At 74.3% G+C, this 14,153-nt stretch carries 8 protein-coding genes; 6 read left to right on the top strand and 2 right to left on the bottom strand.

The annotated features are described in order from the left end of the window. Window positions 1–24 precede the first annotated feature (24 nt). On the bottom strand, window positions 25–2,790 hold the full coding sequence (valS, locus tag ACFU5G_RS24170) for a valine--tRNA ligase (protein ID WP_377250526.1): 2,766 nt from the start codon (window positions 2,788–2,790) through the stop codon (window positions 25–27). 289 nt (window positions 2,791–3,079) lie between these two features. Here valS and ACFU5G_RS24165 point away from each other — a divergent pair, with 289 nt between their 5' ends. The 4 genes from ACFU5G_RS24165 to ACFU5G_RS24150 all read left to right on the top strand — a co-directional run bounded on the left by ACFU5G_RS24165 (window position 3,080) and on the right by ACFU5G_RS24150 (window position 8,654). Further along, window positions 3,080–4,057, top strand: coding sequence for an ABC transporter permease (locus tag ACFU5G_RS24165; protein WP_377250523.1), 978 nt, complete (start codon window positions 3,080–3,082; stop codon window positions 4,055–4,057). After that, window positions 4,054–5,061, top strand: coding sequence for an ABC transporter permease (locus tag ACFU5G_RS24160; protein ID WP_377250520.1), 1,008 nt, complete (start codon window positions 4,054–4,056; stop codon window positions 5,059–5,061). Before ACFU5G_RS24165 ends, ACFU5G_RS24160 begins: the two co-directional genes overlap by 4 nt. 90 nt (window positions 5,062–5,151) lie before the next feature. Continuing rightward, window positions 5,152–6,858 carry an ABC transporter substrate-binding protein gene (locus ACFU5G_RS24155; protein WP_377250517.1) on the top strand — a complete coding sequence of 569 codons (1,707 nt, stop codon included), beginning with the start codon at window positions 5,152–5,154 and terminating at the stop codon, window positions 6,856–6,858. Further along, on the top strand, window positions 6,855–8,654 hold the full coding sequence (locus tag ACFU5G_RS24150; RefSeq protein ID WP_377250514.1) for a dipeptide ABC transporter ATP-binding protein: 1,800 nt from the start codon (window positions 6,855–6,857) through the stop codon (window positions 8,652–8,654). Before ACFU5G_RS24155 ends, ACFU5G_RS24150 begins: the two co-directional genes overlap by 4 nt. Window positions 8,655–8,727: 73 nt before the next feature. Here ACFU5G_RS24150 and ACFU5G_RS24145 read toward each other — a convergent pair whose 3' ends face one another. Next, a complete protein-coding gene (locus tag ACFU5G_RS24145; RefSeq protein WP_377250511.1) occupies window positions 8,728–12,342 on the bottom strand; it encodes an ATP-binding cassette domain-containing protein in 3,615 nt (1,204 codons plus the stop codon). 126 nt (window positions 12,343–12,468) lie between these two features. On the opposite strand from ACFU5G_RS24145, the gene ACFU5G_RS24140 reads away from it, so the two are divergent. Together ACFU5G_RS24140 and ACFU5G_RS24135 are read left to right on the top strand one after the other, a co-directional pair. After that, window positions 12,469–13,200, top strand: a complete 732-nt coding sequence (locus tag ACFU5G_RS24140) for a DUF6597 domain-containing transcriptional factor (protein WP_377250509.1) — start codon at window positions 12,469–12,471, stop codon at window positions 13,198–13,200. A 10-nt stretch (window positions 13,201–13,210) separates the two neighbouring features. Beyond that, window positions 13,211–14,086, top strand: a complete 876-nt coding sequence (locus ACFU5G_RS24135) for a hypothetical protein (protein ID WP_377250507.1) — start codon at window positions 13,211–13,213, stop codon at window positions 14,084–14,086. The last annotated feature ends 67 nt before the right edge of the window (window positions 14,087–14,153 follow it).

Below are 14,153 nucleotides of genomic sequence, written 5' to 3'. Positions count from 1 at the left end.
GCCCCCGTTCTGCTCTGTCCTCGATCAGCCCTTGTTGCGCGGCGGGGCCTCGCCCAGCTCGCTCGCCGTGACGACGATCCCGCCCTGGACGGCCGGGTCGCCCTGGCCCTCCGCGGCGGCGGCCAGGTCGAGCGGGCCGGTGACGCGGCCGGCGGCCTTGACGTCCTCGACCGCGGTCTCGACGGCGGCCAGCGAGGCGGCCGGGACGGCCAGCGACGCCGCCACGATCGACGTGCGCATCGACGCCTTGGCCTCGGACTTCACCTTGCGGAGCGCGGCGAGCGCGTGCCCGGCGGCCGCGAGGTCGGCCGGGTCGGCGTCGCCGCCGGCCGCGCGCAGCGGCGCCGCGACGGGCCACGGCGCGCGGTGCACCGAACCCTCGCGCCACCAGGACCAGACCTCCTCCGTCGCGAACGGGAGGTAAGGCGCCAGGAGGCGGAGCATGGTGTCGAGCGCGATGGCCAGGGCGGTGCGGGCCGAGGTGGTCTCCGCGGAGACCTCCGTGGCGTCGGCGCCCGCACCGTACGCGCGGTCCTTGACGAGCTCGAGGTAGTCGTCGCAGAACGTCCAGAAGAACGTCTCGGTCGCCTCGAGCGCACGCGTGTGGTCGTAGGCCTCGAGCGCGGCCGTGGCCTGCTCGACCACGCCGGCCAGGCCCGCGAGCATGGACCGGTCCAGGGACACCGTGACCGCCGCCGGGTCCAGCGCAATCTCGCTGCCCGCACCGCCGCCGAACGACAGCGCGAACTTCGAGGCGTTGAGGACCTTGATCGCCAGGCGGCGACCGATCTTCATCTGGCCCACCTCGAACGCCGCGTCGGTGCCCAGGCGCGCCGAGGACGCCCAGTACCGCACCGCGTCCGAGCCGTGCTCCTCGAGCAGGCCCATCGGCGTGACCACGTTGCCCTTGGACTTGGACATCTTCTTGCGGTCCGGGTCGAGGATCCAGCCGCTGATGGTCGCGTTCTTCCAGGGCAGCACCTTGTTCTCCAGGTGCGAGCGCACCACGGTGGAGAACAGCCACGTGCGGATGATGTCCTGGCCCTGGGGGCGCAGGTCCATCGGGTACACGCGCTCGAACAGGTCGTTGTCCCGCTCCCAGCCCGACACGATCTGCGGGGTCAGGGACGAGGTGGCCCAGGTGTCCATGACGTCCGCGTCGCCCACGAAGCCGCCGGCCTGGCCGCGCTGCTCCTCCGTGTAGCCGGTGGGCGCCTGCGACGTCGGGTCGACGGGCAGGACGTCCTCGGCCGGGACGATCGGGTTGGCGTAGTCCACCTCGCCCGCGGCGTCGATCGGGTACCAGAGCGGGATCGCGACGCCGAAGAAGCGCTGCCGGCTGACCAGCCAGTCGCCGTTCAGGCCGTTGACCCAGTTCTGGTAGCGCACCCGCATGAAGTCGGGGTGGAAGTCGAGCTCCTTGCCCCGGGCCAGCAGCTCCTCGCGGAGCTCCTGGTCGCGACCGCCGTTACGGATGTACCACTGGCGCGAGGTCACGATCTCGAGGGGCTTGTCGCCCTTCTCGAAGAAGTTCGCCTTGCGCTGCGTGGCGACCGGCTCGGTCGGCATGTCGCCCGACGCGGTCAGCGCGTCGACGATCGCCTTGCGGGCGCTGAAGGTCGTCTTGCCCGCGACCTCGGCCTCGAACAGCTCGGCGCCGGCGCTGCCCGTGAGCCACTCCGGCAGCTCGCGCGTGATGCGGCCGTCGCGGTTGATGATCGAGCGCGTCGGCAGCTGCAGCTCGCGCCACCACTGCACGTCGGTGAGGTCGCCGAAGGTGCAGCACATCGCGATGCCGGCGCCTTTGTCGGGCTCCGCCAGGTGGTGCGCCAGGACCGGGATCTCGACGCCGAACAGCGGGGACGTCACGGTCGTGCCGAACAGGTGCTGGTAGCGCTCGTCGTCCGGGTGCGCGATGAGCGCGACCGCTGCGGGGATCAGCTCGGGGCGCGTGGTCTCGATGTAGACGGGCTCGCCGTCGGGCTTGTGGAAGGCGATCTTGTGGAAGTGCCCGGGGTAGTCGCGGGCCTCCAGCTCGGCCTGGGCCACGGCGGTCTGGAACGTGACGTCCCACAGGCCGGGAGCCTCGGCCTGGTAGGCCTCGCCGCGCTGGAAGTTGCGGACGAACGCCCGCTGCGCCGTGGCGCGCGAGGAGTCGCTGATGGTCTGGTAGGTCTGCGCCCAGTCCACGGAGACGCCGAGGCGCCGCCAGAGCACCTCGAACTCCTTCTCGTCCTCGGCCGTCAGCCGCTCGCACAGCTCGACGAAGTTGCGCCGGCTGATCGGCACCTGGTCGGCGGCCTTGACGTTCTTGTCGGTGCCCTCGAACGGCGGCTCGAAGTCGGGGTCGTAGGGCAGCGACAGGTCCACGCGCACGCCGTAGTAGTTCTGCACGCGGCGCTCGGTGGGCAGGCCGTTGTCGTCCCAGCCCATGGGGTAGAAGACCTCGAGGCCGCGCATGCGCTTGTAGCGCGCCACGATGTCGGTGTGCGTGTAGCTGAACACGTGCCCCACGTGCAGGGATCCCGAGACCGTGGGCGGCGGGGTGTCGATCGAGTAGACCTCGTCGCGGGTCTTGGTGCGGTCGAAGGCGAAGGTCTGCTCGGCGGTCCAGCGCTCGTCGAACTTGGCCTCGAGGCCGTCGGTGCTGACCTTGTCCGGTACCTCCTTGACCACCGCGCGTACGACCTCGGCGCCCGGTACCGCGGCGGCGGCGTGGGTCGGTGTCGTGTCAGGTGCGGGTGTGGTCGCAGCCGGGTCCGTCGGCCCGGTGGAGGCGGGAATGCTCATGCGCACCAGTGTCCCAGATTCGAGCAAGCCGAAGCGCACGTTTTCCACAGGTCGCGACGGCGGTGCGCGCGGCGTGCGCGGGCGAGACGTGCGCCACAGATCGTTCGAGATGGTCGATAGGTGCCAGAGGCATGGACTATGGTTCTGCTCGGCCCGAACAGGGCACACCGGTCAGGGCGGTCATTCCCTGGCCGTCGGAAGCAGCCCAGGAGACGAATCGTGCGCATGTCGTGTTGTCGGTGCTCGCAGCACCGCCTCCCCGTCATGTCCCGTCGTCCCTAGGAGTCCCATGTCGCTCGACCGCTCCGACGAGCCGGTCGCCCCGGCCACGTCGGCCGGCAGCGCTGCCGTCGTCGGCCGCGTGCCGCTGTGGCGCCGGCTGGCCCGGGACCGGTTCGCGCTGGTGGGCGGCGTGGTGGTCGTGGCGTACGCGCTCGTGGCGCTGGCCGCGCCCCTGATCACCAAGGCGCTCGGCGTGGACCCCTACACCTATGACCTGGACGCGCTCGGCCCGACCGGGGCGCCCGCCGGGCCGCTGGGCGGCGTCAGCGCGGAGCACTGGTTCGGCGTCGAGCCGCTCACGGGCCGCGACCTGTTCGCGATCGTGGTCATGGGCTCGCGCACCTCGCTGCTGGTCGGGATCGGCGCGACGGTCGTGTCCATGCTGGTCGGTACGGTGCTCGGCCTGGTCGCGGGCTACTTCGGCGGCTGGGTGGACTGGGTGGTCGCCCGCCTGATCGACGTGCTGATCGGGCTGCCCGCGCTGGTCTTCATGATCGCCGTCGGCGCCGTCGCGCCCGACTGGTTCCCGCGGCTGCTGCTCCTGGTGCTGGTGATCGGCCTGTTCGGCTGGTCGTCCATCGCGCGGGTGGTGCGCGGCCAGACCATGGCGCTGCGCGCCTCCGGGTTCGTGCGGGCCTCCCGCGCGCTGGGGGCCTCGCACGCCCACGTGCTGTTCCGCCAGGTGCTGCCCAACCTCGCCTCGACCGTGGTGGTGTTCACGACCATCTCGATCCCCGGCGCCATCGGCGCCGAGGCGGCGCTGTCGTTCCTGGGCGTCGGCGTGCCGCCGCCCACCCCGTCGTGGGGCCGGTCGATCGGCGACGCCGTCACCTGGTTCGCCGTCGACCCCGTGTACCTGCTGTTCCCCGGGCTCGCCCTGTTCGGCGTCACGCTCGCGTTCAACGCGTTCGGCGACGGCCTGCGCGACGCGCTCGACCCGCGCGGCGGCTCGAAGCGGCGCCGACGGCGCGGAGGTGCGCGATGACTCTCGTCCGGTTCCTCGCCACCCGCCTCGCGACGCTCGCGTTCGTGCTGCTCACCGTCTCGTTCCTCACCTACGCGCTGTTCGTGCTGCTGCCCGCCGACCCGGCCGCGCTCGCGTGCGGCAAGCCGTGCACGCCCGAGCGCCTGGAGACGGCGCGCGCCTTCATGGGCCTCGACGCGCCCGTGGTCCAGCAGTGGTGGGACTTCGTGCGGGGCGTCTTCACGGGCCGCACCTTCGGCTCGGCGGGCGCGACCATCGACTGCCCGCGGCCCTGCCTCGGCTACTCCTTCGCGCGGAACACGCCGGTCACCGAGCTGATCGTGGGGCGCTTCGGCGTCACGGCCTCCCTCGCGGTGGGCGCAGCGGTGCTGTGGCTCGTGGTCGGCGTCGGGGCGGGCGCCGTGGCCGCCGTGCGCCGCGGCACCCCGCTGGACCGCGGCCTCATGGTCGCGGCCATCACGGGCGTCTCCGCGCCGAGCTACCTGGTGGGCCTGCTCGGGATCCTGCTGTTCGGCTTCACGCTCGACATGGTGCCGGTGTCCGGCTACGTGCCGTTCGCCCAGAGCCCCGTGGACTGGGCGTGGCACCTGGCCCTGCCGTGGGCCGTGCTCGCGCTGCTGTCCGCGGCGGTCTACGCGCGGCTGACCCGATCGCAGATGCTGGAGGAGCTCGGCGCGCCGTACGTCCGCACGGCCCGGGCCAAGGGGCTGACGGAGGGCCGGGTCGTGACCCGGCACGCGCTGCGCAACGCGGCGATCCCCGTGGTCACGCTCTTCGCGCTCGACCTCGGCGCGCTGCTCGGCGGCGCCGTCATCACCGAGCGGGTGTTCTCGATGCCCGGTCTCGGCGCGCTGCTCATGGAGGCGGTCGGCAGCACCGACGTGCCGCTGCTGGTCGGCGTCACGGTCTTCACCGCGGCCATCGTGGTGGTCGCGAACCTGGCGGTCGACGTCGTCTACGGCGTGCTCGACCCGCGGGTGCGACGCGGAGGGAGAACCCGATGACCAGGCGATGTCGTCGGTGACGTCCGACCCCGCACCCCCGCGGCCCGAGCCGCACCAGACGCGTTCCACCCCAGAGACGAGAAGGACCAGATGACCCACGCACCGCGCACCTCGCGCAGGCCCGCCCGCCGGACGGCGGTCGCCGGCATCGCCGTCGCCGCGACGCTCGCGCTGACGGCGTGCAACGCCAACTCGCAGCCCGCCGCGACCTCGAGCGACGAGGCCACCGCTGTCCAGCAGGGCGGTGAGCTGCACATCCTGACCAGCAGCCCCGCCATCAACTGGGACCCGGCCACCAGCCAGAACCTCGCGATCACCACGCTCGGCCTGGTCGAGCGCCGGCTCACCTCCTGGAAGACCAACGCCGACGGCACCACCGAGGTGGTCCCCGACCTCGCGACGGACACCGGGACGCCGTCGGACGACGGGGCGAGCTGGACCTTCACGCTGAAGGACGGCCTGAAGTTCGAGGACGGCACGCCCATCACCGCGGCGGACGTCAAGTACTCGGTGGAGCGCTCGTTCGCCCCGGAGCTGTCGGGCGGCCTGAGCTACCACAAGAACCTGCTGGAGGGGGCCGACGAGTACACCGGGCCGTTCCAGGGCGACGAGCTCGACTCGATCGAGACGCCGGACGACAAGACCATCGTGTTCCACCTGGACAGCGCGTACGGCGACTGGCCGTGGATCGTCTCGATGCCGGCGTTCGGCGCCGTGCCCGAGGCGAAGGACGACATCGAGACCTACACGACCCAGCCCGTCGCCACCGGCCCGTACCGCGTGGCCGACACGGTCGAGGGCACCTCGGTGACCCTGGAGCGCAACCCCGAGTGGGACGCGGCCACGGACGAGGCCCGCACCGCCGGCCCGGACACGGTCGTGTTCGAGCTGAGCCAGGACGAGACGGTCGTGGCCCAGCGGCTCATCGCCGACTCCGGCGCGGACGCCTCGGCGTTCGGTGCCACGTTCGTGCCGCCCGCGCAGCTCGCGCAGGTGCAGCAGGGGCCGGCCAAGGACCGTCTGGTCACCTCGGGCCCGGGGGCGCTCGCGTACCTCGCGATCAACACGGAGGCCGACGGCCTGGACGACCTCGACGTCCGCAAGGCGATCAGCCTGGCCGTGGACAAGAACGCCTACCGCGTCGCCTCCGGCGGCGAGATCGCGGGCGACTTCGCCACCACGCTCGTCACGCCCGGCATCCCGGGGCGCGAGGAGTACTCGAACGGCGTCAACGACGCGGCCCCGGAGGGCGACGTCGAGCAGGCCGAGAAGCTGCTGGACGACGCGGGCTGGTCCGGTCGCGAGCTGCGGTTCGTGGTGACCGACGACGCCCCGACGCTCGCCCAGGCGCAGGCGGTCCAGCAGGGCCTGGAGCGCGCGGGCCTGAAGGTCAAGATCGTGCCGCAGGCCGACGACGTGTGGACCGAGACGGTCACGCAGGGCGACGGCTCGAAGTACGACCTCACGCTGTCGTCGTGGCAGCCGGACTTCCCGAGTGCGAACGGCAACATCCAGCCGCTGTTCGACTCCTCGCAGGTGGGTGACGGCGGGTACAACCTGGCCCGGTACTCCAACCCCGAGGCGGACGACCTCATCGAGCGCGCGACCGAGGAGACCGACCTGGACGCCGCCGCGAAGCTGTGGGTCGAGGCCGACCAGCTCATCCTGGGCGACGCCCCGGTGGTCCCGCTGATCTACACGAAGAACTCGTTCCTGCACGGTTCGAAGGTCGAGAACTTCCGGATCCCGGACTTCCCGGCCTACCCGAACTACCTGCAGGTCTCGCTCGGTCAGTGAGCGAGATCCTGGTGAACGACGGACAGCCCCTCCTGACGGTGGAGGGGCTGTCCGTCGTGTTCGACGACGCCGCGGCGCCCGCCGTCGACGGCGTGTCCTGGACGCTGCGGCCCGGTCGGGTGACAGCCCTGGTCGGCGAGTCCGGCTCGGGCAAGACGGTGTCCGCGATGGCGGTGCTCGGGCTGCTGCCGGAGGCCGCCGTGGTGGGCGGGTCGATCCGGCTCGGGGGATCGTCCGCCGACGGGTCGCCGGCCGACGGGCCGGCCGCCGAGCTGGTCGGGGCGTCGGCCGAGACGTTCCGCGGGGTGCGGGGCGCGGTGCTCTCGCTCGTCTCGCAGGAGCCGATGAGCGCCTGGAACCCGGTGCTGACCGTCGGCGACCAGATCGCCGAGGCGCTGCGGGCGCACCGGCGCGGGCCGGACCGGCCGAACCGTCGCACCGCGCACGAGCGCGTGCTCGAGCTGCTGCTCGAGGCGGGCCTCCGCGACCCGGAGCGGGTCGCGGCGTCCTACCCGCACCAGCTCTCGGGCGGTCAGCTCCAGCGCGCGCTCGTCGCGATGGGGCTGTCCCAGGACCCGGTCGCGATCATCGCCGACGAGCCGACGACGGCGCTGGACGTCACCGTGCAGGCCGGCATCCTCGACCTGCTGCGCGGGCTGCGCGACGAGCGCGGCACGGCCGTGCTGCTCATCACGCACGACATGGGCGTGGTGGCGGACCTCGCGGACGACGTCGTGGTGATGCGTGACGGCCGGATCGTCGAGGCGGCCCCGGTGCGCGAGCTGTTCGCGACGCCGCGCGAGGAGTACACGCGCACGCTGCTCGCGGCGGTGCCGCGGCTGGGGGAGCGGGGATCTGGGGTCGAGCGGACGTCGTTGGTCGAGCCTGTCGAGACCTCCTTCGCGGGGAGCCGGGTCTCGACAAGCTCGACCAGCGGTTTGGGCTCGACCGGCGGTGTCGGGCCGACCGGCGGTGTCGGGGCGGGCGGTGCCGCCGTGCTGCTCGACGACGTCACCGTGACCTACGGCGGCCGGCACCCCGTGGTCGCGGCCGACGGCGTCACGCTCGAGATCGGGCGCGGCGAGGTGCTGGGCCTGGTGGGGGAGTCGGGCTCGGGCAAGTCGACCCTCGGCCAGGTGGTCGCCGGCCTGCTGCGCCCGACGTCGGGGCGGGCGGTCGTGGACGGCGTCGATCTTGCGCGAGCCTCCCGCCGGCAGCGCGCGGAGCGGCGTCGGGCGACGGGCGTGGTGTTCCAGGACCCGGCCTCGACGCTGAACCCGCGCTGGACCGTGGCGCAGTCGGTCGACGAGCCGCTGCGGCTGCACTCCGGGCTGGACCGGCCCGCACGCGAGGCCCGGGTGCGCGAGCTGCTGGAGCTGGTGCGGCTCGGCCCGCAGTACGGGCCTCGGTACCCGCACGAGCTGTCCGGCGGACAGCGGCAGCGGGTGGCGATCGCCCGGGCCGTGGCCCTCGGGCCGCAGGTGCTCGTGGCCGACGAGCCGACCTCCGCGCTCGACGTGTCGGTGCAGGCGCACGTGCTGGACCTGTTCGGCGACCTCCAGGCCGAGCTCGGCTTCGCGTGCCTGTTCGTGTCGCACGACCTGGCGGTCGTCGAGCGCGTCGCCGACCGGGTCGCGGTCATGCGGGAGGGGCGCATCGTCGAGACCGGCGGGACGGCGCGGGTGCTCGGCGCGCCTGAGGACCCGTACACGCGGGCCCTCGTGGCAGCCGCGCCCGTCGCGGACCCGGACGCGCAGGCCGCCCGCCGGGCGGACCGCCGGGCAGTCGGGGTCTGATCCCCGTGTGTGTCAGACGTACAGGTCACTCCGGTGACCTGTACGTCTGACACGTGGGGGACGGCTCGGCGCGTCAGCCGGCGAGGTGGGACCAGCTCGGTTCCAGGTCGTGCCAGCGCCCGACGGCGGCCATGCGGCCGCAGTCGAGCACCACCACCCGGTCGGCGACGGCGAGGGTCGCGGCGCGCGACGTGGTGCCCAGCACCGTGGTGCCCGCCGCCCGCAGCGCCGCCCACACCTCGGCCTCGGTGACGGTGTCGAGCGCCGAGGAGACGTCGTCGACGAGGAGCAGGTCCGAGCCCGTGGCCAGCGCCCGGGCCAGGCCGAGCCGCTGCACCTGGCCGCCCGAGAGCCGCAGGCCCCGGTGCCCGACCATCGTGCCGGTGCCGCCCGCCTCGGCGACGTCGCGGTCGAGCCCTGCCGACCGGACGGGACCGTCGACCGGGCGGTCGTGGTCGAGCCGTACGTTGTCGGCCACCGTGCCCGACACGACGTGCGGCACCTGCGCGACGTGCGCGACGCGCGGCGGGCGCAGGAACGTCTCGGGGTCCGTGACCGACGTGCCGTTCCAGGCGAGCCGCCCGCCGAGGTCGACCAGCCCCGAGAGCGCGCCCAGCAGCGACGACTTGCCAGACCCGACGCGGCCCACCACGAGGACCAGGTCGCCGCGCCGCACGGTCAGGTCCACCCCGGACACGCCGACGGTGCCGTCGTCGTGGGTCGCGCTGAGGCCGTCGAGACGGAGCTCGCGCAGGGCGCCGGGGGCGGCAGCCGACACCGGCGCGCCGGTACCCGGCCCGGCCGGCGTGGCCCGCGGCGTGGTGGTGCCGGCGAACAGGTCGACGTCGCGGGGCACGTCCGCGAGGCGCTCGGTGCCGGCGTACCGCGCGGAGACCTCGACCCAGCGCCGGGCCGACGCCGCGCTCGTGACCAGCGCACCCAGGCTGTACCCGATCCAGCTGAAGGTGCCGATCGAGGTGCTGACCAGGAGTGTGGTGCCCAGGGACCACGTGCCCGTCAGATGCAGCGTCCAGGCGAGCACCGTCGCGACCCGGCTCAGAACGGACGGGGCCAGCCCAACCAGGAAGCTGGTCCGCTCCTCGACCAGGGACGCGTGCACGCGGCGTCCGTCCACGCGTGCGACCTGCGCGAGGACGCCCCCGGTGGCCGACGCGAGCTTGACCGTGCGCACGGAGTCGAGGGCGGAGCCGAGCAGCCGGCCCAGCTCCGCGGCGGCGTCGCCGGCCCGCCGTGCCGCCGCGGCGACCGACCGGCTGCCGAGCACCTGCGCCGCGAACATGACGCCCGCCATGGCCAGGCCGATCGCGCCGGCCAGCCAGCTGCCGCTCAGCACCACCAGGAGGGCGAGGGTGAGCGGCGCCGTCAGCACCTCGGTCCACGCCTGGGTGTGGCCCGTGAGCCGGTAGTCCTCCTGCGCGCGGGCCGCGATCTCCCCGGGGGCGTCGCGGACGGTGCGCCGCTGCGCCGTCTGCCCGCGCAGCAGGGACAGGTGCAGCCGCATCCGGGAGTCGACCCACCAGCGGGTGCTCGTCAGCCGGACCGTGAGCGGGAGCAGGGTGTTGGTCACGATGGCCGCGAGGATGGCGCCCACGAGTATCCAGGGCGCCGAGCCCTGCTCCAGGCCCACCACCGCCGACGCCCACAGCCAGCCGACCACCAGCCCGGTGGAGGTGAGGTAGTCGGCCACCTCGAACACGACCGCCGGGACCAGCATGCCGTGCGGCCGGGCGCGCAGCGTGCTCCACACGGCCCGCGCGATCGAGGTGCGCGGACGTTGCGCGGGCCCGCCGGTCCCGGGGGAGTCGGGTGCGTGTTCGGTCTCGCCCTGACCGTCGGCGGGGGCTCGGCCGGTGACCTGCTCGTCGAACGTCTGCGGTCCCCGGGCGAGCCCGGCCGCCGCGGCCACAGCCGCGGTCGGCCTCGCCCCGTCGGGCCCCGTCTCCGTGAGCCCCGCCGCCGCGACCAGCCGTGCGAAGTGGCCGTCCGCTGCCGCGAGGCGGTCCCAGGCCCCGTGCTCCACGAGGCGGCCGCCGTCCAGCACGGCCACGGTGTCGGCATGCCGCGCGGTGGGCAGCCGGTGCGCCACCACGATCGCCGTCCGCCCCGCCAGCAGGGCCTGCGCGGCCAGGGTGACCCGCTCCGCCGTCGCGGGGTCCATGCGGGCGGTGGCCTCGTCCAGCACGACCACCTCGACGTCGCGCACCAGGAGCCGGGCGAAGGCCACGAGCTGCTCCTCGCCCGCGGACAGGGTCACGCCGTCGGACCCCAGGCGCGTGTCGAGCCCGTCGGGCAGCGACGCGACCCAGGCCCGCAGGCCGAGCGCGTCCACCGCCTGCTCCACCCGGGCGGCGGGGACGGGCGCCCACAGCGTGATGTTCTCGGCGAGCGTCGCCGCGAGGATCTCCGTGCGCTGGCCCACGACGCCCACGCGCGTGCGGAGCCCGTGCACGTCCAGGCCGGTGATGTCCTGGCCGTCCAGGAACACGCTGCCCGCGGGCGGGTCGACCGCGCGGGACAGCACCTTGGTCAGCGTCGTCTTGCCCGAGCCCGTGCGGCCCACGAGCGCGCACGTGGTGCCCGCCGGGACGGTCAGGGACAGCGGGCCCAGGGCGAAGCCCTCGCCGTAGGAGAAGGTCAGGTCGCGCAGCTCGACCTCGACGCCGCCCTGCCGCGTGGGGAACGGTGCGCCACCCTCGGGCTCCTGCGGCGCGGCCAGCAGGTCGCGCACCCGGTGGAACGTGCCGATCGCCTCCTCGACCCGGGGCAGCAGCCGGCCGAGCACGTCGACCCGGCCGACGAACCCCGTCACGAGCAGCCACAGCGTGACCAGTCGCGCGAGGTCGAGCGCGCCGCCGGTCACCGCCCAGACGCCGCCCACCAGCACCGCGCCCACCAGGGCGTCCAGCGGCAGCTCCGTGCGCAGCCGCACGCGCGAGAACGCCACCGACCAGTCCTCCCGGAGCCGGATCTGGCGCGCGGCCAGCTCGGCGTACCGCCGCAGCACGTACGGCTGCCCCTGCGCGGTGCGCAGGTCGTCCCGGGCCGCCACGGCCTCCTCGAACTGCGCCATGTGCTCCGAGCCGGCCTCCGAGCTACGTTTGCTCAGGTCGCGCAGCGGCCGCGCCGACCGGCGCGCGAACACCAGCACCGCGGCCGCGACCAGCGGGAACGCGAACCAGGCCGGCCACCAGACCAGGCCGGCGGCCACCCATCCCACCACCAGGCTGATCCCTGCCTGGCCCAGCGTGATGCCGATCCCGCTGATCGCCCGGGTGAGCCGTTCCGGATCACCGTTGACGCGGTCCAGCAGCTCGCCCACCGCCTGGTCCTCCAGCGCGGGTAGCGGCTGGCCCAGGGCGGCCGCCGCCAGGTCGGACCTCAGGACCGCCTCCGCGCGGGCGACGCCGCGCTGCACCACCAGCCACGTCACGGCGTCCAGCGCCACGACGGCGGCGCTCACCGCCGCGAGCAGGATCAGCGTGTCCCGGGCCGGGTCCGCGGCCATCCGCCCCGTGACCACCGCGGCGTACGACGACGCTCCCGCCGCCAGCAGCGCGGCCGGGACCGCGACGGCGCCGACCCGCAGCGCGCGACGGCGCCACGGGCCGTGGCGCTGATCGCGGGGCAGGCGGAGCCTGCGGCTCGGTCGAGCCGGTACGAGGGGCATGTGACGACTCTGCCACCCGCCACTGACACTCCCCAGAGCCCCCGACCTGTCGGACCTACAGGTCCCGCGGGGGACCTGTAGGTCTGACACGGGGGAGTGTCGGAGGCTCCGCGTAGCGTTGCTGCCATGACCCCGTACCGAGAGCTCGCACCGCCGGCAGGCCTGCTGCCCGTGGTGGCGTGCCTGTGGGAGCACGAGGCCCCGCCGGGCCACGAGCAGCGGATCATCCCGGACGGCTGCGTCGACCTCCTCCGGCTCGACGGCGAGCTCGTGATCGTCGGCGCCGACACCGGGCCGGTCGTGTCCGCCGCCGGCGTCGGACCGGCTCGGTCGCGCACCAGCGGCATCCGGCTCCGGCCTGGCGCGGCGGGCGCCGTCCTGGGCATCCCGGCGTCCGAGGTACGGGACCAGCGCGTCCCCCTTGCCGAGGTGTGGCCCGACGTCGGCCCGGCGCTCGCCGACGCGCTCGCCGCGGCGGACCCCGCCGGGCGCCTGGACCTCCTCGCCCGCACCGTCCTGCGCCGCAAGGCCGAGCGCGACGGGCTCGTCGCGGCCGCCGCGCGAAGGCTCGGCGAGCCCGGGGCACGAATCTCCGGCGTCGCCGGGGACCTCGGCGTCAGCGAACGGCACCTGCACCGGCGCACGGTGGACGCCGTCGGCTACGGGCCCAAGATGCTCGGCCGGGTGGCGCGCCTGCGCCGGCTGATCGGGCTGTCGTCCGGCACCTCGGCGACCCTCGCGGACCGCGCCGCCGCGGCGGGCTACGCGAGCCAGGCGCACATGTCTGACGAGGTCCGCCGGCTGACCGGCCTCACACCCGTCCGATTCCTGGAAGACGCGACGCTGACCGCCGCCTAGCGTCGACCACATGAGCACACCGAAGAGCACCGACCTCGAAGCCGCGCGGCGGTACGTCTACGACGCCGCCCGCCTGCTGGAACGGCACCGCCTCGCGGTGCTGTTCGACGGCGCGCCGGCCGCGCGTGTCCTGGACGCCCTGCGCCCCTACCGGAACGACGACGGCGGCTGGGGGCACGCCCTGGAACCCGACCTGCGCGGCCCCGACAGCCAGGTCTCGGGCGCCCTGTCCGCTCTGGGGGTGCTCGCGGAGCTGGGGACTGCCGCCGACCCCGAGGTCGCGTCGCTGGCGCGCGGGACCGCCGACTGGCTGGCCGGCGTCGCGCTGCCCGACGGCCGGGCGCCGCACGTGCTGCCCACCGCCGCCGGCTACCCGGCCGCGCCGTGGATGGTGCCGAACGACGGCGGGTTCCTCACCTACGCGATCGCCGGGCACCTGTGGGAGCTCGGCCTGGAGCACCCCTGGCTCGACGCGGCGACCGCCTGGTGCTGGAAGCAGCTCGACGGCGAGCAGCCCGTGGACGGGTACACCGTGCTGTTCGCGCTCAACTTCCTGGACGCCGTGCCGGAGCCGGACCGGGTGGCGACGGCCGTCGAGCGGCTGCGGCCCGCCCTGCGCGAGGACGGGACCATCTCCGTCTCGGGCGGGGAGGACGGCGAGGAGCTGCGGCCCTTGCTGCTGTCCCAGAAGCCCGGCGCACCCAGCCGGGCGCTGTTCACCGAGCAGCAGATCGCGGACGAGCTGGACCTCCTGGAGGGGCAGCAGCTCGACGACGGCGGCTGGGACTTCGACTACGCGCACTGGTCGCCCGGCCAGACCGTGGACGCCCGCGGCCTCGCCACGCTCGGCGCGCTCGTGACGCTCCGCACCCACGGCCGCCTCTGAACGGCGGCGCCCCGACCCCGGCGACGTGTCAGACGCTCAGGTCACCCGGGGGACCTGAGCGTCTGAC

It is taken from the genome of Promicromonospora sp. NPDC057488, from assembly GCF_042802395.1.
GTDB lineage: Bacteria > Actinomycetota > Actinomycetes > Actinomycetales > Cellulomonadaceae > Promicromonospora.
The sequence above is the reverse complement of the archived record's forward strand: the minus strand, read 5'-3'. Positions and strand labels throughout refer to the sequence as shown.